Origin of the sequence: Acinetobacter sp. AG1 (assembly GCF_001005525.1) — a bacterium.
Taxonomy (GTDB): domain Bacteria; phylum Pseudomonadota; class Gammaproteobacteria; order Pseudomonadales; family Moraxellaceae; genus Acinetobacter; species Acinetobacter modestus.
In genome coordinates this window covers 59,739-83,937 of sequence record NZ_LBMZ01000116.1, presented here as the reverse complement: position 1 = coordinate 83,937, position 24,199 = coordinate 59,739, and the positions used below count along the sequence as shown (strand labels likewise).

Here is a 24,199-nt window from a genome sequence, read left to right as displayed (position 1 = left end):
GATCAAAAATTCAGTCTCAAATACATCGTCATCATACCCTGAAACTTAAGTGTGGCAAAAGCATGTACACAATCCATACCTCATTAATTATGATCTAGAATCCTATCGTTTATGAACAACTCGAATTAGCAAGGACTTTCTGAAGATATTCATGCTTAATCTGCCGAAACTCATTTTTAGATAAACATTCAACATGAATCAAAGTCAACATCTTGTTTTATAGCTATATACAAAACAATTATCAGAAATTCAGCATAGGTTATCTCTTTTTTATATTTCTTTTTTACTCATATCAAATTCGATTTTAATTATTTTTTTTGCAAAAAAACTGGCGCTATGCTGCATCCATATTCCAAACAATGATTGAAGGTCTGCTGATAACAGATCGATTTAAGGGGTTTTTCATGCGTTTTTCTCAAGTTAAAGTCGGTGTTATTGCCGCATTACTTTCAGTTTCTTCATTTGCGGCACAAGAATTTTTAAATGTGTCTTATGACCCAACTCGTGAGCTATATACAGATTTTAATAAGCAATTCGGTACATTCTGGAAACAGCGTACAGGACAGGATATTGAGTTTAAGCAATCTCATGGCGGTTCAGGTAAACAAGCGCGTGCCGTTATTGATGGTCTAAATGCTGATGTCGTAACACTAGCACTTGCTGCGGATATTGATGAAATCGCAGAAAATGCAAAATTACTTCCAGCTGATTGGCAGAAGAAATTACCAAATAATTCCACTCCTTACACCTCAACAATTGTTTTCCTTGTGCGTAAAGGTAACCCAAAACAAATTAAAGATTGGGGTGATCTGGTTAAACCAGGTGTAGAAATTATTACACCAAATCCAAAAACATCGGGTGGTGCACGTTGGAACTACTTAGGTGCTTGGGCATGGGCAAAACACCAAAAAGGTGGTAACGATGCTAAGGCACAAGAATTTGTTCGCCAAATTTACAAACAAACCAAAGTACTTGATTCAGGTGCACGTGGCGCAACCACTACATTTGCTGAACGCGGCATCGGTGATGTTTTACTGGCTTGGGAAAATGAAGCATTTCTAGCAGTACGTGAACAACCGGGTAAATTTGAGATTGTTACACCGTCACTTTCAATTTTGGCTGAACCTCCAGTAGCGGTTGTAGAAAAAAATGCTGAGAAAAAAGGTAATTTACAAATCGCTCGTGGCTATTTGAACTACTTATATTCTCCAGCAGGTCAAGAAATTGCAGCACGTAATTTCTACCGTCCTCGTAATGCAGCTGTTTTAAAGAAATACAGCACCACATTTAAACCACTCAAACTTGTCACGATTGATAAGGAATTTGGTGGTTGGACAAAAGTACAAAAAACTCATTTTGATAATGGCGGTATTTTCGATCAAATCGTCAAGATCAACAGCACCACAAAATAATTTACTAATTAGGTAAATAAGGAGAGCGGACATGATTCATACCGTAATTGTTCCTGGTGTTGGTGGTAGCGAAGCTCAACATTGGCAATCTTGGTTACAACAACAACTCGTGTCTAGCTCTCGTGTTCAACAGAAACATTGGGACCGACCCGTTTTAAACGAATGGGTTACTCAATTTGTCAAAACCGTTGCAACTATAGAAGCACCAATACAAATTGTTGCTCATAGCTTTGGCTGTTTAACCAGTGTTGCTGCTTTAGCTGAACATCCAGAGTTACAAACAAAAGTAAAAAAATTAATTTTGGTTGCACCTGCAAATCCTGCACGGTTTGGCGAAGCGGGCTTTGCTCGTCACAGCTTGACTGATTACAAACAGTATTTCCATCAGCTTAATATTGATGTGCCAACCACTTTATTAATCAGTGAAAATGATCCTTGGTTAGGTTATTTCGATGCTTTACAACTGGCTCAAGCTTGGAAACTGACACCAATCAATTTGGGGCAAGTAGGTCACATCAATGTGGCATCTGGATTTGGCCCTTTTCCAGACATCCTTAATTACATGTTGCCTGAAAAAAAACTGCAACCTGTAGCTCGAATGAGTCAGGCAAATTTTAATTTGAAATTTGCCTAGATTCCGCTCTCAGTATTTTTTGGTTTTAGTGTTATTTATTTGCTGGTTTTAGCAAATATTTCTCTTTGAGGAAATATCATGTCGCAGCGTTCCCGAGTGCTGCCTGGGTTTGGTCTGTCTTTGGGCTTCACCCTCGCTTATGTATCTTTTATCGTACTTATTCCTTTATCAGCTGTATTTATCAAATCTTTAGGGATTGGATGGGATGGATTATGGGAAATTCTTACTTCAGAAAGAATTTTAAAATCGTTACAACTCAGCTTTAGTGCTGCATTGATCGCTTCTTTAGTCAATGTAATCTTTGGCATACTGCTAGCTTGGTGCTTGGTTCGTTATAATTTCCCAGGTAAAAGAATCGTAGATGCTTTGGTCGATTTACCTTTTGCTTTGCCTACCGCAGTTGCAGGAATTGCATTAACCTCGTTATATGCACCTACAGGTTGGATTGGTCAATATCTTGAACCTCTGGGAATTCAAGTGGCTTACACCCCGATTGGTATTACCCTTGCATTAATTTTTATTGGTTTACCGTTTGTAGTACGTACCGTACAACCTGTTTTGAGTGACATTGAAACTGAACTTGAAGAAGCAGCTTCTGCACTCGGTGCAAATCGTTGGCAGACCATTACTAAAATCATTTTACCCATCCTATTCCCTGCACTTTTAACAGGCTTTGCTTTGGCATTTGCCCGCGGTGTTGGTGAATATGGTTCAGTTATTTTTATTGCAGGGAATCAACCCTATAAGACTGAAATTGCCCCCCTCATGATCATCTCTCGTTTAGAAGAATATGATTATGCTGGAGCGACTACGATTGCTGTCGTCATGCTTGTTCTCTCTTTTGCCATTTTATTTTTAATTAATTTAGTACAAGCATGGGCGAGTCGTCGTACAGGGAGAACTGCTCAATGAGTTTAAATACCAATAGCAATGCTTTAGCCGTAAAGTTGCAGTCTCGTGATTCAACCCGTGAACCAACATGGGTCCGCTATACATTAATTAGTATTGCACTGATTTTCTTCCTAAGTTGCTTGATACTGCCGCTCATTTTGGTTTTTGTTGAAGCATTTAAACAAGGTCTTTCAGTTTACATCAATGCCTTAACTGATTCAGACACCCTGTCGGCAGTCAAACTAACCTTACTAACAGCAGCGATTGCTGTACCGGTTAATGTAGTTTTTGGTGTCGCGGCTGCTTGGGCTGTGGCTAAATTCCAATTCCGTGGCAAAGCGATCCTAACCACCATTATTGACATGCCATTTTCAGTCTCCCCTGTAATTGCAGGTTTAATGTTGGTTCTAATTTTTGGTTCTCAAGGTTGGGTTGGCGGTTGGTTAATGGATCACGATATTAAAATTCTTTATGCCGTACCTGCCATTGTTTTAGCCACAATTTTTATTACTGTTCCTTTTGTTGCTCGTGAATTAATTCCACTCATGGAAGCACAAGGAACTGAAGAAGAAGAAGCTGCGATTGTACTGGGCGCCTCTGGTTGGCAAACCTTTTGGAAAGTGACCCTACCAAATATTAAATGGGGTTTGATTTACGGTGTGATTCTGTGTAATGCCCGTGCAATGGGTGAGTTTGGTGCAGTGTCTGTGGTTTCAGGACACATCCGTGGTGAAACCAATACCCTGCCGTTACACGTTGAAATCCTTTATAACGAATATACCTTTAGTGCTGCATTTGCTGTGTCTTCGTTACTGGCATTTTTAGCGATTATCACATTGATCTTGAAAACTTGGTTAGAAATACGCCAAGACCAAGCAAATGAACATCAACCGAATCACTAAGGAATGAACACATGAGTATTCAAGTTAAAAATATTGAAAAACATTTCGGTGCATTCCATGCACTCAAAAATATCTCTTTAGACTTTCCTGAAGGTGAATTAGTTGCTTTGCTTGGTCCTTCAGGCTGTGGAAAAACAACATTATTACGCATCATTGCGGGTTTAGAATCTGCTGATAATGGTCAAGTTTTACTTGAAGGCGAAGATGCCACAAATATCCATGTTCGTGAACGTCAGGTTGGTTTTGTATTTCAGCACTATGCTTTATTCCGCCATATGACTGTGTTTGATAATATCGCTTTTGGTTTACGCGTTCGCCCACGTGCAACTCGTCCATCAGAAGCCGAAATTAAAAAACGTGTCACGCGCTTATTAGATTTGGTTCAACTTGGATTCTTAGCTGATCGTTACCCTGCTCAACTTTCAGGTGGACAACGTCAACGTATTGCATTGGCACGCGCCCTTGCGGTAGAACCACGTGTTTTATTACTTGATGAGCCTTTCGGTGCACTTGATGCCAAAGTTCGTAAAGAATTACGCCGTTGGTTACGAACCTTACATGATGAACTACATATCACATCTATTTTTGTTACACATGACCAAGAAGAGGCTTTGGAAGTCGCAGACCAAATTATTGTCATGAATAAAGGCGATGTTGAACAAATTGGTTCGCCTCGTGAAGTTTATGAAAAGCCAGCAACACCCTTTGTTTTTGATTTCTTAGGTCAAGCAAATCGTTTTGAAGGCGAACATACTAGCGGTATCATTCGCATTGGTGATGATCGAATCCAACTGCCAACCTCATTAGAAGCACCGCAAGGAAAAGTGATTGCATTTGCACGACCAAATGAATTACATATTCATACCCGTCCCCAAGCGAATACGATTGAGGCAACGTTTATACGTGAGGTCTGGATTGCGGGCAAAGTGATTGCGGAATTACAAGATCGCAGTGGACGCACCATTGAGATTTTACTTAGTGTAGAAGAAGCAAATTTACATCAATTTAGACCAAATCAAACAGTCTGGATTAGTGCTGCTCAACTTCATTTATTTGCAGACCAAACGACTCAAGTTGCTTAGAATAATATCTTGAGGGCGGTTAAATAAATTTGATCGTTCCTCATCTTTTATGTGGAAAAATTATTATGAACTTTCAACAACTCAGAATTATTCGAGAAACTGTTCGCCAAAACTTTAATTTAACTGAAGCTTCTGCGGCACTTTATACCTCCCAATCTGGTGTCAGTAAGCACATTAAAGATTTAGAAGATGAGTTAGGTGTACAACTCTTTGTACGTAAAGGTAAACGCTTGCTCGGTTTGACTGAACCAGGTCAATCGTTATTAAGCATCGTGGAACGGATGTTAGTCGATGCTGATAATATTAAACGTCTTGCTGATGACTTTAATAAAGTTGATGAAGGCACTTTAACAATTGCAACAACGCATACCCAAGCACGGTATGTTCTTCCACCGATTGTGAATCAATTTAAAAAATTATTCCCAAAAGTACATTTGGTTTTACAACAAGCGAGTCCTGTTGAAATCGCAGAAATGCTACTCCAAGGCGAAGCAGATATTGGTATCGCAACTGAATCTTTGACAACAGAAGAGAACTTAGCAAGCGTACCTTATTATGAATGGCATCATAGTATCATTACACCTAAAGACCACCCTTTGACTAAGTTAGATAAAATTAGTTTAGATGTTTTAGCCGAATATCCATTGATTACATATCACGGTGGCTTTACTGGGCGTTCTAAAATCGATAAGGCATTTGAAGATGCTCATCTACATGCCGATATCGTGATGTCCGCCTTAGATGCCGACGTCATTAAAACCTATGTAGAACTCAATATGGGGGTTGGTATTGTCAATGATGTCGCTTATGACACAGACAAAGATTATCGCTTAGAACAATTAAAAACTGATGTTTTTGGAGTGAATACAACATGGATTGCTGTGCGTAAAGGGCATCTTTTACGTGGCTATGGTTATGAGTTTATTTCTTTGTGTTCTCCAAAAACAAACATCAAAGAACTTAAAAAAGTGGCTTATCCCGAAGAATAAATCAACCAAAATGAATGGCTACTACTATTAGCTATTTATTTTGACCTAAAATTTGAGCATAAAAAAACGAGCCTAAAGCTCGTTTTTTTATGTAGAGTTGGTGGATTAGAACTTAAAGCTCACACCCACTTTAGCCACTGGCATCCACTCATACTTACTTTTGTTAGCAATTTTGTCTTGCTCATCAGCAACTGCCTGATCAATCGGCTTAGCTCCAGTAACACCTTTTAAGTTGTAAGCATCAAGTTTTACGTCAGGGTTACCTGTGTAGTAAGCACCAACTTCACCAAACAAACCAATATTTTTATACACTGGTGCATTCAAACCTAAACCGACATAAGGCGCGATGTTATTTTTATATGACATTTTGCCACGTACACCACCCTCTTGCCCAGGATTAACAACTTCATAATCATTGTTGTCAATTGTTAAAGTACGACCTGCTGATGTACGTTTCTGAAGATCATAATCATTATCAAGATACCCAACACCTGCTGCTACATAAAGCGAACGAGCGAACGCATTTTGACTCGCACCCCATGGATAAAGTTCAGCATTTAAATATGTGTTGTTATTCTCCATATCAAGATCATATTTGGTGCCATCAATTTTGACATCATCAGACCATGAAATATCGCCACCATTATAACCAAGACTTAAAGCTACATAAGGATTGACACGGTAAGAAATTGCACCACCGTAACCTGTTGTACCTACCTCAGCACGAACTGAAACTGGATTTAAATAAGAAGGGAATGCATAAACTGATTCCTTCACAACTTGCTCATCAGCTGCAAATGTAGAACCTGCAATTGCTGTTAAAACACTCGCTGCTAACACAACACGCAAAGCTTTCATTGATGTCTCCTCAAAAAATACTCTTTTACATATAATTGTTTGTGTAATCACATCTTAATAGAGTGAACGCTATTTTTTTATACAGAAACTGATTACTTTTTGTTATTTTTTGATACAAATTCAGAGTAATTGTGTATTCATAAATTATGGATAAAAAACAATACACTCCGAGTTTATTACAATCTTATTGCTATATTTAAAACAATTTATTGTAACGACTTTTTTCAAAGATTCTTGTGTCAAATTAGTGTAAAATCTCGGAAATTTATTTTTGGAAGAATGAAGATCATGTCTCAGCTTTCTACAATCATTGAACAAGCCTTTGAAGACCGTGCAAACTACAGTGCAGCAGATTGCCCTACTGAAATTCGTCAAGCTGTTGAAGAAGCACTAACAGGTTTAGACAATGGTACACTTCGTGTCGCTGAAAAAATCGATGGTGAGTGGGTTGTTCACCAATGGCTAAAAAAAGCTGTTTTACTTTCATTCAAACTGAATGACAACCAACCAATCGAAGCATGTGATCTACAGTTTTATGACAAGGTTGCAACAAAATATTCAGGTTGGACTGAAGAACAATTTAAAGCTGCTGGTGTCCGTGTTGTACCACCTGCTGTTGCTCGTCGTGGTAGCTTCCAAGCGAAAAATGTCGTATTGATGCCATCGTATGTCAATATTGGTGCTTATGTAGATGAAGGCACCATGGTGGATACATGGGCAACTGTGGGTTCGTGTGCTCAAATCGGTAAAAACGTTCATTTATCTGGTGGTGTTGGTATCGGTGGTGTACTCGAACCATTACAAGCAAATCCAACGATTATTGAAGACAACTGCTTCATCGGTGCTCGTTCAGAAATCGTTGAAGGCGTGATTGTTGAAGAAGGTTCAGTGATTTCAATGGGTGTATTCATTGGCCAATCAACTAAAATCTTTGATCGTGAAACAGGTGAGATTCACTACGGTCGCGTACCAGCAGGTTCAGTCGTTGTTGCAGGTAGCCTTCCATCGAAATGTGGTACTTACAGCCTTTATGCTGCAATTATTGTGAAAAAAGTAGATGCGAAAACACGTGCAAAAACTAGCTTGAACGATTTATTACGTGCAGACTAATTTATAACGTTTCTCGGAGTTTCATCGCTCCTCGTCTCTACGATCAGCTATGGTCGTAGAGATTTTGTTTTTTATGTACTTGCTGCTTATGTAGCAACTGTTTGTGGTAACAATTTATGGCTTCCTTACGCTCTTCTGCAATTCCTGTGTCTGATCCTGCGGCTGGTTTACGTATTACCGAGATCTTCTATTCTTTGCAAGGCGAAGCGAATACTTTTGGTTTACCGACCGTTTTTATTCGTTTAACGGGTTGTCCTTTACGTTGTAGTTATTGTGATACGACTTATTCCTTTGAAGGTGGTGAACGTTTATCCCTTGAACAGATTATCGAAACAGCAAGCCAACATAAAACACCTTATATCTGTGTGACAGGTGGTGAACCGCTTGCACAACCAAACTGTCTGATTTTATTACAACGTCTTTGTGATCTTGGATTTGAAGTTTCCCTTGAAACCAGTGGTGCTTTAGATGTATCGAAAGTTGACTCTCGTGTTTCCAAAGTGTTGGATTTAAAAACACCAACGTCAAAAGAAGACCATCGTAATTTATATAGTAATCTTGACCATCTCACCCCACATGACCAGATTAAATTTGTGATTTGTAATCGTGCTGACTATGAGTGGTCAAAACAGCAACTTGAACAATTTCAGTTGCAAGATAAAGTAAGTACGGTATGGTTCTCACCAGCCTTTGCTATCGAAAAAGGTGCTGTCGGATTGCCTGCTTTGGCTCGCGATTTAGCACAGTGGATTTTAGATGACCATCTCCCTGTTCGCTTTCAATTACAGTTGCATAAACTGTTATGGAATGATGAATCTGGTCGTTAAAATACTAAACATATCCGTTCTGCAAAATAGATCGACTTTTATCAAATTTATTTTTAGGTTGAATCATGGAAAATAATATGCGTTCTCGTGCCATCGTATTATTGTCTGGCGGCTTAGACTCAACAACGTGTCTTGCTTGGGCACAAGCAAATTATGATTGTATTGCATTAAGCTTTATGTATGGGCAACGCTCAACGACCGAGCTTGATGCAGCCAAAGCACTTGCACAACGTGCAGGTGTAGAACATCGTGTGATTAATATTGATTTAGGCAATTTAGGCGGCTCTGCGCTTACAGATCATAACATTGATGTACCTGAACAATTACAAGAAGGGATTCCTGTAACTTATGTTCCAGCGCGTAACACCATTTTCCTTTCATATGCCCTAGCAGCAGCAGAAGTTTTTGACGCTCAAGCCATTGTCATTGGTGTCAATGCTGTTGATTATTCAGGATATCCAGATTGCCGCCCAGAATTTATTGACGCTTTTGCCAATCTTGCGCGTTTGGCAACAAAGGCAGGCGTGGAAGGAAAACCCCTTAAAATTGAAACACCTTTGTTACATTTATCCAAAGCGAATATTATACGCTTAGGCATCGAACATGGCGTAGACTATAGCCAAACAGTATCCTGCTATCAGGCAGATGCTCAAGGACGTGCGTGTGGCAAATGCGACAGTTGCCGTTTACGCCAACAAGGTTTTATTGAAGCAGGTATTGCGGACCCTACACGCTATACCGAATAGATGATATAGGGCAATCATTAGGTACAATATATGAAGTTTTTAAAATCAAATCTTATTCTTTCTACAATGATGTCAGCGACTGCTTTATTTTCAATGGCAACTCACGCAGCTGATAATCCATTACAAGCAGCATATAAAAGTACCAATGTAAAATCTGCATTGATTAACGTCTGTAAGGAACAAACCACTAAAGGTGGCAAGTTATCAGCTGCGGAAGTGAGTAAATTTTGTGGTTGCCAAATTGATGCTCAAGGGAAAGTAACTGAAGCTCAAAAATGGGAAATTCAAAGCGCGATCAATGCGAAGAAAAGCCCAAGTTCTTTAGCATTTGTACAGCAACAAAATAAAGAATTACAAGCTTGCTTAGGTGCACCACTGGTGTCTAAGCTTGAAAAGTTAACTGAAGAAGCAATGAAAGCAGCTCAACAACAAGCACCAAAGTCTTAACTTTGAGCCAAGCCCAAAAGCCTGCATTGATGCAGGCTTTTTTATGAGTTCTGCTAAAATTTCTTTTATTTTGAATCGATTGAATTATATTATGCAAGACCAATGGAAAATTAATGCCAATCAAAGGCACTCGATTGTCTCTTTTAGCGGTGGCAAAGACAGCTCCCTCGCTTTATACCATGCTATGCAATCTGGCAGCGTGATTGGACTAATTGTAATGCTAGAAGAACAAGGTCAACGCTCTCGTTCACACGCAATGCCACTCGATATTATTCAAGCACAAGCAGATGCGATTGGTTTACCTGTATTTATGACTTCTTCAAGTTGGGCTGATTACGAAAGTAAATTTATTGAGCTTTTACAACAAGCAAAACAGCAAGGTGCTGAAGTGCTAGTCACAGGTGATTTAGATATGCCACAACATGGATGTTGGCATGATCGTGTAACTCAACATGTTGGGCTTAAATTGGGTATGCCCCTTTGGTTACGTCCTCACCGTGAAGTAGTTGAGGAGTTTATTCGTTTAGGATTTCGCAGTATCGTCGTGACAGTTAATCTTAAACTAGGCATGAAAACAGAAGATCTAGGTAAAATTCTCACTCTCGACTATATTCAAGAATTAGAAAATCGCGGGATAGACCCATGTGGAGAAGGTGGTGAATTTCATACTACTGTTATAGATGGGCCAATTTTTAACAAAGCAATTCCTGTAAGACAAAGAGATATTGTTTATCATGAAGAATATGCTTTTTTACCACTTGAACTAGATCACGCTTAGCTTTATGGAAGGAATAAAAATGTCCGAGAATATTGAATTACCGAATCATACTTTTCCAACTACACAAGGTGAAGTCAATCTTGCTGAGTTAGGCAGCGAATGGCTTGTCATTTATTTCTATCCTAAAGATTCAACCCCTGGTTGTACGACTCAAGCTGTTGGATTTTCTTGCTTAAAAGATCAGTTTGATGCCTTAAATTGTCAAATTATTGGAGTATCAAGAGATTCAGTTAAAGCACATCAAAACTTTACTGAAAAACAAGCGCTCACAATTGATTTAATTAGTGATAAAGAAGAAGTGTTATGCAAACATTTTGATGTCATCAAAGAAAAAAATATGTATGGCAAACAAGTCATGGGCATTGAGCGTTCAACTTTTATTTTTCACAACAAACAATTAGTGAAAAGCTATCGCAAAGTTAAAGCTGCTGGTCATGCTGAACAAGTATTGGAAGATCTAAAAGCATTGCAAGGCACTTCATAATGTTGAGTAACAAAAAAGCGAGTCGTGTACTCGCTTTTTTGTTCTGGGTAAATTGCCCGCTGCTTACACCTTAGCGTATGATAAAAAGATTAAAATAATTAAAGATATTTACAATGAATTATCGCAGCCCACTTTATTTGTTTCCTTTATTTTTTATACTCTCTGCTTGTAATGCTAATGCGCCACAAACCGCAACGACTGAAGAAAACTTAGTCTCTGTACCACAGATTCAAATTGCAACAACAGAAATCCATTGCAAAGATATACAAAATCCTGCTTATCAACAAATGATCATGAATGCGATTAATGAGATTCGACAACATTCGCGCCAATGTGGTCAACAACATTACCCCGCTGCTGCGCCATTAAAATGGAATCAACACCTATATCACAGTGCTTTTGCTCACGCTGAAGATATGGCAAATCATGCCTTTCTCGGGCATATCAGCACAACAGGATTAGATTTAAAAGCACGTTTAAAACAATATGGCTTTAAAGGTCGTGGTGGTGGTGAGAATGTCGCACGAGGGCAAAAAAGCTTAAATGAAGTCATGGCAGTATGGCTTGCCAGCCCTGTGCATTGTAGTAATTTAATGCACCCAAAATTTACAGATTACGCAGTGGCTTGTACATTAGATCATACCGCCAAACAAAAGAGTTACTGGACTCAACAGTTTGGTGTTCGTTAATAAGGAATAAACATGCAAAATGGTTCAATCATCCCTATTTTTCGTATCTTTGATATTGAACTCGCACAATCATTTTATCTTGACTACTTAGGCTTTCAAATCGACTGGCAACACACATTTGGGGATAACTTCCCTGTTTATATACAAATTTCCAAAGATAATTGTATTCTTCATTTATCTGAACATTTTGGTGATGCGAGTCCGCATAGCGCAATTCGTATTTACTGGGAAAATCTGAGTTTGTTAAAGAATGAACTTGAGGTTAAGGATTATAAGTTCGCTAAACCTCAAGTTGAAAAAACAGATTGGGAAACTTTAGAATTAAGTGTAACTGATCCCTTTTCCAATCGAATTATCTTTTGGGAAGATGCTTAATTAGTCCGCTAAAAGTTGATAATGAAAGACTTTAGAAATAATTTTCCACTCACCCTGCTTTTGTACCAATGTCAGTGCATCATAAAAATATTTAGGTTCAATCACACATTCAACATGTACTATCGCTAACTGATCATGAATCAAATTGATCGCAATAACCTTATCTTGTCTTAATTGGTTTTGAGATGCGGGTGAAATACGCTTTTCCACAATAGAGAAATAAGTATCCATATCTAACTTAAGCATAGGCTCATCCGTTGCGTTGATATAAGTTGCATCGGAATGAAATACATTCTTCAACTTATCTACATCACAAAAGTACAGGCCATCAAAGTACTTTTCGAGTTGCTGTTGAATCTCAGTTATCGAATTATTTTGCATCTTATGTACCTATTCTTTGTCTATTGCATATAGTCGAAACAGATTCGCCGGCAACGCCCCAATTATCAGTTTCAATTTCATCAATCACCACAAATGTGGTTGCTGGGTCTTTATCAAGCACCCGAACCACTAAATCCGTAGCTTCCTGAATCAACTGTTGTTTCTGTTCTGTAGAGACATTTTCCTTAGTGATTTGAATTAAAATATAAGGCATGTGGATCTCCTTTTATAATTTTATAGATGGCAAGAATACTAAGATGCTTCGGCAGCTATTGCGTCTTGAACCGTTTGACGATGAGCAATTCGCTGCATAAAAGCTGTTAAATGAATAAAATGCCCAAGATCAAGACCAATAAAGTCAGCCCAGCGTGTCACCACGAACAGATAAATATCAGCAATGGTGAAGTTATTTCCAGTTAAATAGTTTTGCCCCTCTAATTGTTGATCAACCCATGCATAGTGTTTATTTAAAATTGTACTAAAGACAGTTTTAGATTCTTCGCCATAAGACTCATGGAAAAATGGTGAATATGCTTTATGAATTTCTGAAGCAATAAAATTCATCCATGAAAGAGTCTGATAACGCTCTACGTTGTTTATTTCAGCTAACAAATCCTTACGTTCGAATTGATCAACAAGAAACTGACTAATCACAGCACCTTCCGTTAAAAAAGAATCATCATCAAGCTGCAATACAGGTACTTGTCCCTTCTTATTAAGCCGATAAAAGTCCTCACCCAGTTCAGTTAAATGCTGCTGCAAATCGACTTTGATTAAATCAAATGGAAGTCCAAGCTCTCTTAAAACAATATGAGGGGCTAAAGAACAAGCATTTGGTGAATAGAACAATTTCATAAAAATAACTCCACACAAGATATGGGAATCATCTTATTGTTTACTTTTATGTGCTTAAATAGCTTATAACTCAAATCATTTTTTACATGGTGTAATGAATGAATCACCCCCTAAAACGGATGATGTTTAGTAGCGTCGAATTGTTTTGCTTAGTTGCAGAATATGAAAGCTTTTCCAAAGCAGCATTGCATGCGGGTGTGAGTCCAGCAGCAGTCAGTCGCTCCATTGCTCGATTAGAGAAGCATTTAGCGACACCGCTGTTTGTAAGAACGACACGACAAGTCCGTTTAACTACCCAAGGGAAAATCTATTTTGATGAATGTAAGCAAGCACTGAATCAAATTTTAGAAGCGGAGCAATTACTCAAAAATCAAACACAGCAACCCTCTGGTTTAATTCGTATCAGTGTTCCAACACCTTATGGACACTATCGCATCCTGCCTTTATTGGCAAAATTTTCACAGCAATATCCAGCCATTAATATTGATGTGCAATTGACCAATAAAAATGTGGACTTTATAGCAGAAGGCTACGATTTGGCGATTCGTGGACGACAATTTGCTGATTCAAATTTAATTGCACGACAACTTGAACAAGCTGAACTGATTGTAGTGGCATCCCAAGAGTATTTAAAACAATTCGGAACACCGCAAAGCCTTGAAGATTTACAGCATCATCAATGCATTCAATTTGTTCTCCCTAGCACGGGGAAAAATGTTCCTTGGCTATTTAACTCGAATCAACAAATAATTGAATATCAAAGTGCAGGAAATATTCGTTGCTTAGATGATATTTTAGGTACGGCAACACTGGCAAAACATAGCGCTGGTTTATTACAAACCTATCGTTTCATTGTAGAAAAAGAGCTTAAAAATGGAGATTTGATTGAGGTGCTTAGTGAATTTTCAGGCACTTCACGCCCATTTTCTTTACTTTATCCATCAAAAAAACACGAATCTTTCCATATCCGTGTTTTCATCGATTTTCTGCTTAAAGAACTAAAATCTTAAAAACATTCATCCAAATTACTTTTATCACCTGCAAGATATTTACGCTGCAACTCTGCATAAAGTTCTGTATTTTTAAATTCAGTCAGAAATTCAATCGTGCCTTTAGGGAAAAATTCAGTTTGAATCTCACCTCGATAATATGCTTCTCGCATAGGCGTAGCTGAAATAGAATCCTTTAAACTATCCAACTCAACCATTTCCCATTCTGGAAATAAAGCTAAATAATACGAAGATTCATCTTTGAAGTGACCAATCAAACCTACTTTTGCATTTGGCTGAACCACTTGATTGACCAATGTTTTGACTTGTTTGACCCATTTTTCATCATTATATACATCAACCACATGCACGAAATAAATCCGTTTCTGATCATCTTCTGAAAAATTAGACAGAATCATTTGCTCACGTTCATGGGCTAAAAATGGATTTTTGATATTCCGTTCTGATTGTGCTGAACCCAATGCCAATATCACGTTCTGACTTTGTTGTAACGCAATTTCAATCGTTTGTAGATGCGCTAAATGAAAAGGCTGAAAGCGTCCAATAAAAATAAGATAGTCAAATGTGTACATAGGCGTAATTTCACTTTTTGTGAACTCATCAGTTGCACCATGTAACGCAAATATGCGACATAATGAGAGCACTTAAAAAATCAATCTGGATTAAAGCAAGGATAGTACGATGACACTTAGCTGTATTCAACAACCTCATCAACATTTGCAAGCAAATTTAGAAGATGGCGTACTCACCTTAGCCATTAACCGTTCAGAAGCAAAGAATGCACTTTACGGCGAACTTTATCTATGGATTGCAAAAGCATTAGATGAAGCTGATACAAATAAAGATGTTCGTGTTGTTATTTTCCGTGGTGCAGAACAAGATTTTACTGCGGGTAATGACATGAAAGACTTCATGGGCTTTATGCAAAAGCCATATGAAGGCAAAGCGGGTGATCAACCTCCATTTGTGTTATTAAAAGCTGCGGCTCGTTTTTCTAAACCACTGATTATTGGAGTGAAAGGCGTAGCAATCGGGATCGGTGTAACGATCTTATTACATGCTGATATCGTATTTGCAGACAATACTGCCCTATTCCAAATTCCATTCGTAAGCCTAGGCCTTTCTCCAGAAGGTGCTGCGAGTCGTTTATTGGTGAAGCAAGCAGGTTATCAAAAAGCGGCTGAATTATTATTCACAGCGAAGAAATTTGATGCTGCAACAGCTGTGAAAGCAAATCTCGTAAATGATGTAGTTGAAGATGTTTATGCAACAGCTCAACAAACAGCTCAACATCTAGCGGCGTTACCATTGGCATCATTAAAACAAAGTAAAGCATTGATGAAACAAGATTTAGCCGAAATCATCGAGTGTGTAGATCATGAAGCTGAGATCTTTATGCAACGTGTACGCTCGCCTGAAATGATGGAAGCGGTACAAGCATTCATGCAAAAGCGTAAACCAGATTTTTCTCAATTTAACTAATTAAACTGAGAAATGATGAAAAGCCACTTAGTTTAAAAAACTCAGTGGTTTTTTTATTTGTCGTCCCAATATGCATATAAACACTTAGGGAAAGATTGATCTCATGTCAAATCAAACAACAACTGAAAAGAAACGCTACTACGAACCAGCCCCTCAAGATATTGATGTGGCAAACTTCAAAAAAGTCGTTGAAAGTCGCCGTTCTGTTCGCAAATTTACTGATAAAAAGATTCCAGCTGAAGTTCTAGATGATTGTTTAGATCTGGCATTACTTGCGCCCAACTCATCAAACTTACAACCTTGGACTTTTTATGTGGTGCAAAATCCAAGCAAGAAAAAGCAACTGGTTAAAGCTTGCCTAGGGCAACTTGCGGCTAAAACCGCTGCTGAATTAATTGTATGTGTAGCACGTACAGATCGTATTGATGAAATGGCAAAACGAAATATTAGCGAATTTCCATTTCCCGAAGCTCCAGCAATGGTACAAAAATATTATCGTTTTATTCCATATAACTATAAAACTGGTTACTTTAATGCATTAGGTAACTTTAAAAAAGTTGCATTTAAAGTGGTGCGTACCTTAGATAAACAATTACCTGTAACCGCTTTTAACCCTGCTGATACTCAACTTTGGGCAACTAAAACCACTGCTTTAGCATGTGAAAATTTGGTATTGGCTTTACGTGCCTATGGTTTTGACAGTTGTATGATGGAAGGCTTTGATGAGCCTTTGGTTCGTAAAATTTTAAAATTAAATGATCAACAGTATCCTGTCATGGTGATTGGTGCAGGTGAACGTGCTACAGATGGTGTGTTCTTCCCGCAGTATCGTTTTGATCGTGATTTATTTATTCAAAAAGTATAATTATTCAATATCTAATATTTGAATAAACTCAAAGGCAGGCTCTTCATAAGGATGGCTTGCCTTTAATACCTTTGCCACAACACTAGCTTTATCTTCAGGCACAATGGTTTCTACACGCCACTCTTCAAGTTGCTCTAGTTCGTCTAATTGTCCTAAAAATGGATTTGCACCTTTAACTGGCTTAAATTGCCCTATTCCTTTCACTTGCCAAGCACAATGTTCATAATTACCAATACCACCTGCTCCTGCTTCAAAAACAGCAAGTTTAGTTGACTCTAGATGAGAGTCTGGAACGTAATAAATAAGTTTTAGCATTATTGAAATGACTCAAACACTAGATGATCAGATCAGAAATCATAGCGCTAAAAAAGCATAAAAATCAAAGTAAAATATTCATCACTATATACCCCACAGCAATCAATATTATTTGGATTGCTACAGTTAAACCAAACCAAAACCAACCTTTCTCTTTTGTATGTAGTGTTCTTAGATAGTTTTCACTTTTCATCATGGAGTGCTCCAAATTTTTAGTTTTCTACAGATTTAATAAAGCAAAAAATACACCACTTAAAAGTATAGAAATAAAAATCATCGTGGTGCTAAAATAACCACTTTCCAACTCAATATGATAGGTCATCAAAATGGGATAACTTCCACTCAAACTCTTTTTCTACAACAAGAAAAACGACAAACACATCAAAACTCACCTTTAATTTTTACTGTAGATGATGTCTTTTCAAATCAAGAATGTCTCTCATTCATCGAACTTAGCAATCAATATCATTATGAAACAGCAGATATATTCGTAAACTCAGCTCGTCAAGTTCTTACCAATCTAAGAAATAATAAACGAGTCATTTATAATGATATTCAGCTTGCCGAAACACTATTTTCCAAACTCAAATATCTCTTGCCTGAGCAATTGAATGGTTGGACATTAAGTGGCTTAAATGAACGTTTTCGTTTTTATCGTTATGAAAATGGCGAAACATTTAGACCACATTGGGATGGGATTTATGAAGTGAACGATTGGCACAGTAGCCAACTGACTTTATTGATCTACCTCAACGAAGATTTTACAGGTGGAGAAACAGTGTTTTACCGTGATAGTGGCATGCTGAAACCTTGTAAGGAAACTCAAATCGTAAGTGTTCAACCCAAACTTGGGCAGATATTGGTATTTGAGCATCAGCAATTACATGAGGGAGCACCTGTGCTTTTAGGTCAGAAATATGTACTGCGTACCGATGTGATGTATAAACATCCGATGCTCTTAAAACATCAGGATTATTAAATCCAATAAGCTGATATAGATAAAAGTCATTTCATAATGGCTTTTATTTCACATAATCAAAATATCTATATTTATTGTTTCCTACAAACCAGCTTATTTTTTATTACGTGCCAATACCTTTTTTAGTTTTTAAATATTGCTTCTCATATATCGTCATTGCAAAAGCCAAACCACATAAAATGACAAAACCGCAGGTCATTGGAATCAATGTACCATCATAAAGTTGTCCAATGATTGAAGCGAGAATCAAAGACAGTACAGATGATGATGCCCCAATGATCGCCGAAGCCATTCCTGCCACATGACCCATGGGTTCCATTGCAATCGCATTTAAATTACCAAACAAGGTTCCAAACAATAGAAACAAAATGCAGGCATACAACATAAACATCCAAAATGAAACGGATATGCCAGTAAGCTGAATGATAAGAAATAGCAAGGAAATTAAGCACAAACCCAAAAAACCATAAATACAGATTGGACGCATACCAAACTTCATCACAATTTTAGAATTGGTAAAAGATGCAATCCCCATCACACCTGCTAACACAGCAAAATAAGCACTAAACTCTGCACCTGTTTTACCAAACTGCTGCATAAAAATTTGTTGTGAAGTTCCTAAATAACCAATAAACCCACCAAAACAAAAGCCAGCACACAACAGATAACTCATCGTGGTTTTATTACTCACCACTTCCTTAAAGCCATCTTTAAATGCTTGTATACGCATAGGTAATCGATTTTCTGGAACTAAGGTTTCTTCTAAACGTAAAGCAACCCATAATCCAACGATGGTTGCGTAAACCATATATAGGATAAAAATATCTCTCCATCCAAAGAAATGAATAATCAATTGCCCTAAACTTGGTGCAACAGCTGGAGCAACCATAAATACCATCATGATCAAAGACATGATGCGTGCCATTTGCGTACCGCTATATTTATCTCGCACAATGGAAATAGAAGCTACATAAGGGCCAGACACCCCTATTCCTTGAATAAATCGCCCAACTAAAAACCATTCAAAACTTTGTGTGGAATAACACAACAAGCTTCCTAGAAAGTAAATGACAATCCCTGTAAATAAAATCCGTTTGCGTCCAATCGCATCCGACAATGGGCCTGCAATCAATTGCCCAATCGTCATACCTGAAAAAATACTAATAATGACCCACTGTGCCTGATTGCTATTTTGCAGTGTAAAAATTCTTCCAATTTCACCCAAAGCAGGTAACACCGCATCAATCGAAAAAGAAACAATTGACATCAACAATGCCATTAATAAGGCGAACTCGTGAAAATGGATTTTTGATTTCATTGTTATTCTCGTTCAACTTCATAAAGTGATTTTTGGATCATCCAAGCAAATAAACCACCTTTCGGTGGCTTATTCAATTCATTCATATCAAATGACACAAAGATCTATCCTACGATCTTCAAATACACTTTATTTAATCTTTAAAAAAGCACTTTCTAAAAGTAATTATGAATAATTTAGATCTATTTATTTTATTCCAATTTGATACTTATGCTTAATTGATTGATTAACAGAAGCTGAAGCATATATTTTACTTTCTGCACTAGTACCTTCTGTAGCACATCCAACTTCGATTGTAGATTTTGGAGAATATAGCTTAGATGAACCATCACTATTTCCAAGGATACGATTTTCTATTGAACTTGAAAACGCATTCACTTTATGTGACTGAGGAAATGCGAGACTCCCTATATTTTCATTCGCAGAATTTAACACTTTAAAATTTGTGCATCCTCCCGCAATCATTAGCTCAGAAGCTCTCAACAATGCAAAATCACTTGCACGTTCTTGCGATGTTTTTTCGTTTCCTTTAAATGTCACTCTGAAATGATTTTGGGATAATTGAGTTTCGGCAAAACCCTGTTGCCCTAACAAAGCATGAGGCTGATAAGCTGTTGAACACCCTGTTAATAGAATAGATAAAATCAGTATTTTTTTCATTGTTTTATTCCCCCTCACGAATAGAGTAAGAATATCACATCCAAACCCCATTAAAACAACTTATTAATAAAAAATATTTATTATCAATAACTTAAATTTAATTGATTTGTATAATTTATTTCTCTATAAAATCTATAACTTGTCAAAAAAAATGCCACTAAAAAAGTGGCATTTTCAACAATTGATGCTTAATTAACCAATAAATTTACGTGCATTACGGAACATACGTAACCAAGCACCATCTTCAGCCCAGTCTTCTGGCTTCCAAGAGTGCTGTAAAGCACGGAAGTTACGCTCTGGGTGCGGCATCATCACTGTTGCACGGCCATCTTTAGAAGTTTGACCTGTAATCGCTTCAGGTGAACCGTTCGGGTTTAATGGATAGTGCTGAGTTGGATTACCCAAGCTATCCACATAACGCAATATCACTTGGTTTTCAGCATTTAAAGCAGCAATTTGCTGCGTAGTTGCAACCAAGCGACCTTCACCATGTGCAACCGCGATTGGTAAAATCGAGCCTTGCATATCTTCAAGCAATACAGAAACTGATTTTTCTACGCGAACGTTAACAGCACGCGCTTCAAATACTTCTGATGTATTGCGGTGGAAACGGCCCCAATGCTCTGCACCTGGAATCAGTGGTGCAAGTTGCGACATCATTTGACAGCCATTACATACGCCTAAGCTGAATGTATTTTGACGATGGAAGAACTGCTCAAACTGATCACGTAATTTTGCATTGAACAATACTGATTTCGCCCAGCCACCGCCAGCACCCATCACGTCGCCGTATGAGAAACCACCACACGCCACTAAGCCTTCGAAGTCGCTCAAGCTAACACGACCTGCAAGTAAGTCACTCATGTGTACGTCGATGGTATTAAAGCCCACTTTGTCAAAAGCAGCTGCCATTTCAACATGACCGTTCACACCTTGCTCACGCAAGATTGCCATGTTTGGACGACGTGTATTGATAAACGGAGCTTCAACTGGCTCATTTAAATCATAAGTTGCTTGAGCAATTAAACCTTTATGGTTTTTATCGGCAATTAAAGCAAATTCTTGATCAGCCGTTTCGACGTTGTCACGTAAACGCTGGATTTGATGTGAAACTTCTGCCCATGCTTGTTGTAATTCAGCACGTTCTAAAGTTAAACCATTCACAGCTAATTGATCAGTTGTATTGACACGGCCCACAACTGTAATTGTATCTTTCAGACTTGATGCTGCAACTTCAACTTCTAATTGTGCCCAATCAGCCGCTGTGATTTGCAGCACAGCACCAATTTCTTCAGCGAATAAACTTTCAGTGGTTTGATTTTCTAATGCCACACCTAATCGTGAAGCAAACATCATTTCAGCAACAGTCGCCAATAAACCGCCGTCACCGATGTCATGGTAAGCCTTAATCACACCACGATTGTTCCAGTCTTGAATCAAGGCAAAGAATGCTTTGAAGTCATCAAAACTATCCACATCAGGTGTCACTGAACCAATAGCTTTATACACTTGCGCAAGGATCGAACCGCCTAAACGGAATTGACCTTTAGACAAATCAATACGTACCAGTACTGAGTCTGCTAAGTTCTTAAGTTCAGGTGTTAATGTCTTACGTACATCTAAAACAGGTGCAAATGCAGTGATCACGCCTGTCATTGGCGAAGTAACAGCTTTGTCTTCACCATCATTCCAAGTGGTGCGCATTGAAAGTGAATCTTTACCAACAGGAATAGCGATACCCAAAGCAGGACACATTTCCATACCAATCGCTTTCACACCTTCAAACAAGGCTTGGTCTTCACCTTTTTGACCAGCAGCAGCCATCCAGTTTGCAGAAAGCTTGATATCGCTAATTTGTTCGATGTTCGCACAAGCAATATTGGTAATTGCTTCAGCAACCGCTAAACGCGCAGATGCAGCTGGATTTAACAATGCAACAGGTGGACGTTCGCCCATTGCCATTGCTTCGCCAGTGAAACCTTGCAAACTTGTGGTGGTTACTGCTGCATCTGCAACAGGAACCTGCCAGCGACCCACCATCTGGTCACGTGCAACCATACCCGTAATCGAACGGTCACCAATGGTGATCAAGAATGATTTAGATGCCACTGTCGGATTTTTCAATACACGGAAAATCGCATCTTTTAAATCAACTTTTGCAGCATCAAAGTCGTTACCTGTACGCTCAATCGTTTCATATGAACGTTGCATACGCGGTGTACCGCCTAAGATCACCTGCATTGGGATATCAACAGGCTTGTTCTCAAACAAAGTATCTTCAACAGTTAAGTGGCGCGCTTCAGTCGCTTCACCAAGTACTGCAAACGGACAACGTTCACGTGCACAAATTTCTTCAAATTGTTCTAAAGACTCTGGACGAATGGCAAGTACATAACGTTCTTGCGCTTCATTTGACCAGATTTCCATCGGGCTCATACCTGGCTCTAATGATGGAATTTTACGCAGGTTAAGCACTGCACCTAACTCGTGATCATTCACAAGTTCTGGCATCGCATTTGACACACCACCCGCACCCACATCATGTACAGACACGATTGGGTTAAAGTCTTCTAAGCGCCAGCAGGTATCGATAACTTCTTGGCAACGGCGTTCCATTTCTGGGTTTTCACGTTGTACCGAAGCAAAGTCCAAGCTCTCGCCCATAGTACCGCTGTCTACAGAAGACGCAGCACCACCGCCAAGACCAATCAACATTGCAGGGCCACCCAATACAATGAGCAAGTCACCCGGTTGGATCGCATCTTTTTCAACATGGTCAGGACGAATGTTACCGTAACCACCAGCAATCATGATTGGCTTATGGAAGCCTTTCACGTCACCATTTACATTCTGTTCAAAAGTACGGAAATAACCATTTAAAGCTGGGCGACCAAATTCGTTGTTAAACGCAGCACCACCCAATGGACCTTCGATCATGATTTGTAATGGCGATGCCATACGTGAAGGTTTACCGTAGTTATCTTCCCAAGGTTGTTCAAAACCAGGGATATTTAAGTTTGAAACAGTAAAACCAGTTAAACCTGCTTTTGGTTTACCGCCACGGCCTGTTGCACCTTCATCACGGATTTCACCGCCCGAACCTGTTGCAGCACCTGCAAAGGGAGCAATTGCAGTTGGATGATTATGCGTTTCCACCTTCATTAAAATATGAGCGGCTTGGCTCTTATATTTATAAACGAAATGACCATTTTCATCCGCTTTCGGATAAAAACGCATCGTGTCATAACCCACGATCACAGACGCGTTATCTTTATATGCTGATAACACATCTGTTGGAGATTCTTTATAGGTATTTTTAATCATTTGGAACAAAGACAATGGTTGTTTTTCACCATCAATTGTCCATTCAGAACCAAAGATTTTATGACGACAGTGTTCAGAGTTTGCTTGTGCAAACATCATCAATTCGATGTCGTTTGGATTACGGCCAAGCTTAGTAAATGCTTCGGTTAAGTAATCAATTTCTTGCTCAGATAAAGCAAAACCAAACTCATTGTTGGCTTTGACTAATGCTTGTTTTCCTTGACCCAAGATATCAATTGAGTTCAATGGCTTCGGCGCTGTTTCTGAGAATAAAGCTTTTGCATCATCAATCTGAGCAAAAACACTCTCTGTCATACGGTCATGTAAGGCCAATTTCACTTCATTCGAAATCTCTTTCACACCTTTCAGTGTAAATAGCAGACCACGTTCTAAACGGTGAATGGGTGTATTACAGTTTTGGAAAATATCCGTTGCTTTAGATGACCACGGAGAAATTGTCCCCACACGCGGTGTCACTAAAATCTGGATTTCATCACTTGCAGCTTGGCGAAGTTCGAAAGATTGACCATCGTTTAAAAGTTGTAATGCCGATTGATGTTGCTGCTCGTTGAGCGCTTGATCAAACAAATAAACCCACTGGCTGTCAAAAGATTGAACAGAACTCATTGACGCTAAACGGTTTAAGAGTTGAGCTTTCTTAAAAGAAGAATGTGCTGATGCACCGGCCACGATAAACATGTTGACTTTGGCTCCACGGGTGGGTCTAACAAACCTACCGCAATGTGACTTATGAGAGAGCGCATATTCTACTGTGAAAGCCTTCTT

Annotated in this window: 28 protein-coding genes; 18 read left to right on the top strand and 10 right to left on the bottom strand. The window is 38.6% G+C overall.

Annotated elements, in window-relative coordinates:
* Positions 1-404: 404 nt before the first annotated feature.
* The 6 genes from AAV96_RS12040 to AAV96_RS12015 all read left to right on the top strand — a co-directional run bounded on the left by AAV96_RS12040 (position 405) and on the right by AAV96_RS12015 (position 5,910).
* Positions 405-1,412, top strand: coding sequence for a sulfate ABC transporter substrate-binding protein (locus AAV96_RS12040; protein ID WP_005215275.1), 1,008 nt, complete (start codon positions 405-407; stop codon positions 1,410-1,412).
* A 31-nt stretch (positions 1,413-1,443) separates the two neighbouring features.
* On the top strand, positions 1,444-2,046 hold the full coding sequence (locus AAV96_RS12035) for an RBBP9/YdeN family alpha/beta hydrolase (RefSeq protein WP_046739468.1): 603 nt from the start codon (positions 1,444-1,446) through the stop codon (positions 2,044-2,046).
* A gap of 78 nt (positions 2,047-2,124) precedes the next feature.
* A complete protein-coding gene (gene cysT, locus AAV96_RS12030; protein WP_005215272.1) occupies positions 2,125-2,958 on the top strand; it encodes a sulfate ABC transporter permease subunit CysT in 834 nt (277 codons plus the stop codon).
* Positions 2,955-3,839 carry a sulfate ABC transporter permease subunit CysW gene (cysW, locus tag AAV96_RS12025; RefSeq protein ID WP_046739467.1) on the top strand — a complete coding sequence of 295 codons (885 nt, stop codon included), beginning with the start codon at positions 2,955-2,957 and terminating at the stop codon, positions 3,837-3,839. Before cysT ends, cysW begins: the two co-directional genes overlap by 4 nt.
* An 11-nt stretch (positions 3,840-3,850) precedes the next feature.
* Positions 3,851-4,921 (top strand): sulfate/molybdate ABC transporter ATP-binding protein, encoded by a 1,071-nt coding sequence (locus tag AAV96_RS12020; protein WP_005215270.1) that lies wholly within the window; start codon positions 3,851-3,853, stop codon positions 4,919-4,921.
* A gap of 65 nt (positions 4,922-4,986) precedes the next feature.
* A complete protein-coding gene (locus AAV96_RS12015; RefSeq protein WP_004661220.1) occupies positions 4,987-5,910 on the top strand; it encodes a CysB family HTH-type transcriptional regulator in 924 nt (307 codons plus the stop codon).
* Between the two features lie 105 nt (positions 5,911-6,015).
* Here the strand turns inward: AAV96_RS12015 and carO are convergent, their stop codons facing one another.
* Positions 6,016-6,768, bottom strand: a complete 753-nt coding sequence (carO, locus tag AAV96_RS12010; protein ID WP_046739466.1) for an ornithine uptake porin CarO — start codon at positions 6,766-6,768, stop codon at positions 6,016-6,018.
* 288 nt (positions 6,769-7,056) lie between these two features.
* Here carO and dapD point away from each other — a divergent pair, with 288 nt between their 5' ends.
* From dapD to AAV96_RS11970, 8 genes are all read left to right on the top strand, one after another.
* The gene (dapD, locus tag AAV96_RS12005; RefSeq protein ID WP_004661218.1) at positions 7,057-7,878 is read left to right on the top strand and encodes a 2,3,4,5-tetrahydropyridine-2,6-dicarboxylate N-succinyltransferase; all 822 of its coding nucleotides are present in this window, start codon (positions 7,057-7,059) and stop codon (positions 7,876-7,878) included.
* A gap of 116 nt (positions 7,879-7,994) precedes the next feature.
* Entirely contained in the window at positions 7,995-8,705 is a 711-nt protein-coding gene (gene queE, locus AAV96_RS12000) for a 7-carboxy-7-deazaguanine synthase QueE (protein ID WP_046739465.1), read from the top strand.
* A gap of 77 nt (positions 8,706-8,782) precedes the next feature.
* Positions 8,783-9,451 (top strand): 7-cyano-7-deazaguanine synthase QueC, encoded by a 669-nt coding sequence (gene queC / locus AAV96_RS11995; protein WP_201775130.1) that lies wholly within the window; start codon positions 8,783-8,785, stop codon positions 9,449-9,451.
* Between the two features lie 30 nt (positions 9,452-9,481).
* The gene (locus AAV96_RS11990; RefSeq protein ID WP_046739464.1) at positions 9,482-9,898 is read left to right on the top strand and encodes a hypothetical protein; all 417 of its coding nucleotides are present in this window, start codon (positions 9,482-9,484) and stop codon (positions 9,896-9,898) included.
* A gap of 91 nt (positions 9,899-9,989) precedes the next feature.
* On the top strand, positions 9,990-10,676 hold the full coding sequence (locus AAV96_RS11985; protein WP_046739487.1) for a diphthine--ammonia ligase: 687 nt from the start codon (positions 9,990-9,992) through the stop codon (positions 10,674-10,676).
* Positions 10,677-10,695: 19 nt separating this feature from the next.
* On the top strand, positions 10,696-11,160 hold the full coding sequence (locus tag AAV96_RS11980) for a peroxiredoxin (protein WP_046739463.1): 465 nt from the start codon (positions 10,696-10,698) through the stop codon (positions 11,158-11,160).
* A 113-nt stretch (positions 11,161-11,273) separates the two neighbouring features.
* Positions 11,274-11,849: a CAP domain-containing protein gene (locus tag AAV96_RS11975; RefSeq protein ID WP_046739462.1), complete on the top strand. Its 576-nt coding sequence runs from the start codon at positions 11,274-11,276 to the stop codon at positions 11,847-11,849.
* A 12-nt stretch (positions 11,850-11,861) separates the two neighbouring features.
* Positions 11,862-12,224 carry a glyoxalase superfamily protein gene (locus tag AAV96_RS11970; RefSeq protein ID WP_046739461.1) on the top strand — a complete coding sequence of 121 codons (363 nt, stop codon included), beginning with the start codon at positions 11,862-11,864 and terminating at the stop codon, positions 12,222-12,224.
* Here AAV96_RS11970 and AAV96_RS11965 read toward each other — a convergent pair whose 3' ends face one another.
* The 3 genes from AAV96_RS11965 to gstA are packed head-to-tail and all read right to left on the bottom strand — an operon-like array spanning position 12,225 to position 13,460.
* Positions 12,225-12,605, bottom strand: coding sequence for a nuclear transport factor 2 family protein (locus AAV96_RS11965; protein ID WP_046739460.1), 381 nt, complete (start codon positions 12,603-12,605; stop codon positions 12,225-12,227).
* 1 nt (position 12,606) lies between these two features.
* Positions 12,607-12,819: a tautomerase family protein gene (locus AAV96_RS11960; RefSeq protein ID WP_046739459.1), complete on the bottom strand. Its 213-nt coding sequence runs from the start codon at positions 12,817-12,819 to the stop codon at positions 12,607-12,609.
* A gap of 38 nt (positions 12,820-12,857) precedes the next feature.
* Positions 12,858-13,460, bottom strand: a complete 603-nt coding sequence (gene gstA / locus AAV96_RS11955) for a glutathione transferase GstA (RefSeq protein ID WP_046739458.1) — start codon at positions 13,458-13,460, stop codon at positions 12,858-12,860.
* Positions 13,461-13,558: 98 nt separating this feature from the next.
* On the opposite strand from gstA, the gene AAV96_RS11950 reads away from it, so the two are divergent.
* Positions 13,559-14,470, top strand: a complete 912-nt coding sequence (locus tag AAV96_RS11950; RefSeq protein WP_046739457.1) for a LysR family transcriptional regulator — start codon at positions 13,559-13,561, stop codon at positions 14,468-14,470.
* On the opposite strand, the gene AAV96_RS11945 is transcribed toward AAV96_RS11950, so the two are convergent.
* Positions 14,467-15,042: a nicotinate-nicotinamide nucleotide adenylyltransferase gene (locus AAV96_RS11945; protein WP_171249147.1), complete on the bottom strand. Its 576-nt coding sequence runs from the start codon at positions 15,040-15,042 to the stop codon at positions 14,467-14,469. The genes AAV96_RS11950 and AAV96_RS11945 overlap by 4 nt on opposite strands.
* Before the next feature lie 109 nt (positions 15,043-15,151).
* Here AAV96_RS11945 and AAV96_RS11940 point away from each other — a divergent pair, with 109 nt between their 5' ends.
* Complete coding sequence (locus AAV96_RS11940; RefSeq protein WP_005215245.1) at positions 15,152-15,952, top strand: enoyl-CoA hydratase-related protein; 801 nt, start codon at positions 15,152-15,154, stop codon at positions 15,950-15,952.
* 103 nt (positions 15,953-16,055) lie between these two features.
* Positions 16,056-16,817 (top strand): nitroreductase family protein, encoded by a 762-nt coding sequence (locus AAV96_RS11935; RefSeq protein ID WP_046739455.1) that lies wholly within the window; start codon positions 16,056-16,058, stop codon positions 16,815-16,817.
* On the opposite strand, the gene AAV96_RS11930 is transcribed toward AAV96_RS11935, so the two are convergent.
* Both AAV96_RS11930 and AAV96_RS18515 read right to left on the bottom strand, forming a co-directional pair.
* Positions 16,818-17,132 (bottom strand): NGG1p interacting factor 3 protein, NIF3, encoded by a 315-nt coding sequence (locus AAV96_RS11930; RefSeq protein WP_046739454.1) that lies wholly within the window; start codon positions 17,130-17,132, stop codon positions 16,818-16,820.
* A 64-nt stretch (positions 17,133-17,196) separates the two neighbouring features.
* Complete coding sequence (locus tag AAV96_RS18515) at positions 17,197-17,328, bottom strand: KGW motif small protein (RefSeq protein ID WP_264673820.1); 132 nt, start codon at positions 17,326-17,328, stop codon at positions 17,197-17,199.
* Between the two features lie 114 nt (positions 17,329-17,442).
* Between AAV96_RS18515 and AAV96_RS11925 the strand changes: the two genes are divergently transcribed.
* Complete coding sequence (locus tag AAV96_RS11925) at positions 17,443-18,111, top strand: 2OG-Fe(II) oxygenase (RefSeq protein ID WP_046739453.1); 669 nt, start codon at positions 17,443-17,445, stop codon at positions 18,109-18,111.
* Between the two features lie 103 nt (positions 18,112-18,214).
* Here the strand turns inward: AAV96_RS11925 and AAV96_RS11920 are convergent, their stop codons facing one another.
* The 3 genes from AAV96_RS11920 to purL all read right to left on the bottom strand — a co-directional run bounded on the left by AAV96_RS11920 (position 18,215) and on the right by purL (position 24,112).
* Positions 18,215-19,429, bottom strand: coding sequence for a multidrug effflux MFS transporter (locus AAV96_RS11920; RefSeq protein WP_046739452.1), 1,215 nt, complete (start codon positions 19,427-19,429; stop codon positions 18,215-18,217).
* Between the two features lie 186 nt (positions 19,430-19,615).
* On the bottom strand, positions 19,616-20,089 hold the full coding sequence (locus AAV96_RS11915; RefSeq protein ID WP_046739451.1) for a CC0125/CC1285 family lipoprotein: 474 nt from the start codon (positions 20,087-20,089) through the stop codon (positions 19,616-19,618).
* Between the two features lie 192 nt (positions 20,090-20,281).
* Positions 20,282-24,112 (bottom strand): phosphoribosylformylglycinamidine synthase, encoded by a 3,831-nt coding sequence (purL, locus tag AAV96_RS11910; protein ID WP_046739450.1) that lies wholly within the window; start codon positions 24,110-24,112, stop codon positions 20,282-20,284.
* Between the last annotated feature and the right edge of the window lie 87 nt (positions 24,113-24,199).

Coding starts and splice junctions, on each gene's coding strand:
- carO (WP_046739466.1), bottom strand. CDS start 6,768: ATGAAAGCTTTGCGTGTTGTGTTAGCAGCGAGTGTTTTAACAGCAATT.
- AAV96_RS12040 (WP_005215275.1), top strand. CDS start 405: ATGCGTTTTTCTCAAGTTAAAGTCGGTGTTATTGCCGCATTACTTTCA.
- AAV96_RS18515 (WP_264673820.1), bottom strand. CDS start 17,328: ATGATGAAAAGTGAAAACTATCTAAGAACACTACATACAAAAGAGAAA.
- AAV96_RS11945 (WP_171249147.1), bottom strand. CDS start 15,042: ATGTACACATTTGACTATCTTATTTTTATTGGACGCTTTCAGCCTTTT.
- queE (WP_046739465.1), top strand. CDS start 7,995: ATGGCTTCCTTACGCTCTTCTGCAATTCCTGTGTCTGATCCTGCGGCT.
- AAV96_RS11930 (WP_046739454.1), bottom strand. CDS start 17,132: ATGCTAAAACTTATTTATTACGTTCCAGACTCTCATCTAGAGTCAACT.
- AAV96_RS12020 (WP_005215270.1), top strand. CDS start 3,851: ATGAGTATTCAAGTTAAAAATATTGAAAAACATTTCGGTGCATTCCAT.
- AAV96_RS11965 (WP_046739460.1), bottom strand. CDS start 12,605: ATGCAAAATAATTCGATAACTGAGATTCAACAGCAACTCGAAAAGTAC.
- AAV96_RS11990 (WP_046739464.1), top strand. CDS start 9,482: ATGAAGTTTTTAAAATCAAATCTTATTCTTTCTACAATGATGTCAGCG.
- gstA (WP_046739458.1), bottom strand. CDS start 13,460: ATGAAATTGTTCTATTCACCAAATGCTTGTTCTTTAGCCCCTCATATT.
- AAV96_RS11970 (WP_046739461.1), top strand. CDS start 11,862: ATGCAAAATGGTTCAATCATCCCTATTTTTCGTATCTTTGATATTGAA.
- AAV96_RS11925 (WP_046739453.1), top strand. CDS start 17,443: ATGATAGGTCATCAAAATGGGATAACTTCCACTCAAACTCTTTTTCTA.
- dapD (WP_004661218.1), top strand. CDS start 7,057: ATGTCTCAGCTTTCTACAATCATTGAACAAGCCTTTGAAGACCGTGCA.
- AAV96_RS12035 (WP_046739468.1), top strand. CDS start 1,444: ATGATTCATACCGTAATTGTTCCTGGTGTTGGTGGTAGCGAAGCTCAA.
- cysW (WP_046739467.1), top strand. CDS start 2,955: ATGAGTTTAAATACCAATAGCAATGCTTTAGCCGTAAAGTTGCAGTCT.
- cysT (WP_005215272.1), top strand. CDS start 2,125: ATGTCGCAGCGTTCCCGAGTGCTGCCTGGGTTTGGTCTGTCTTTGGGC.
- purL (WP_046739450.1), bottom strand. CDS start 24,112: ATGTTTATCGTGGCCGGTGCATCAGCACATTCTTCTTTTAAGAAAGCT.
- AAV96_RS11940 (WP_005215245.1), top strand. CDS start 15,152: ATGACACTTAGCTGTATTCAACAACCTCATCAACATTTGCAAGCAAAT.
- AAV96_RS11960 (WP_046739459.1), bottom strand. CDS start 12,819: ATGCCTTATATTTTAATTCAAATCACTAAGGAAAATGTCTCTACAGAA.
- AAV96_RS11915 (WP_046739451.1), bottom strand. CDS start 20,089: ATGAAAAAAATACTGATTTTATCTATTCTATTAACAGGGTGTTCAACA.
- queC (WP_201775130.1), top strand. CDS start 8,783: ATGCGTTCTCGTGCCATCGTATTATTGTCTGGCGGCTTAGACTCAACA.
- AAV96_RS11920 (WP_046739452.1), bottom strand. CDS start 19,429: ATGAAATCAAAAATCCATTTTCACGAGTTCGCCTTATTAATGGCATTG.
- AAV96_RS12015 (WP_004661220.1), top strand. CDS start 4,987: ATGAACTTTCAACAACTCAGAATTATTCGAGAAACTGTTCGCCAAAAC.
- AAV96_RS11975 (WP_046739462.1), top strand. CDS start 11,274: ATGAATTATCGCAGCCCACTTTATTTGTTTCCTTTATTTTTTATACTC.
- AAV96_RS11985 (WP_046739487.1), top strand. CDS start 9,990: ATGCAAGACCAATGGAAAATTAATGCCAATCAAAGGCACTCGATTGTC.
- AAV96_RS11935 (WP_046739455.1), top strand. CDS start 16,056: ATGTCAAATCAAACAACAACTGAAAAGAAACGCTACTACGAACCAGCC.
- AAV96_RS11950 (WP_046739457.1), top strand. CDS start 13,559: ATGAATCACCCCCTAAAACGGATGATGTTTAGTAGCGTCGAATTGTTT.
- AAV96_RS11980 (WP_046739463.1), top strand. CDS start 10,696: ATGTCCGAGAATATTGAATTACCGAATCATACTTTTCCAACTACACAA.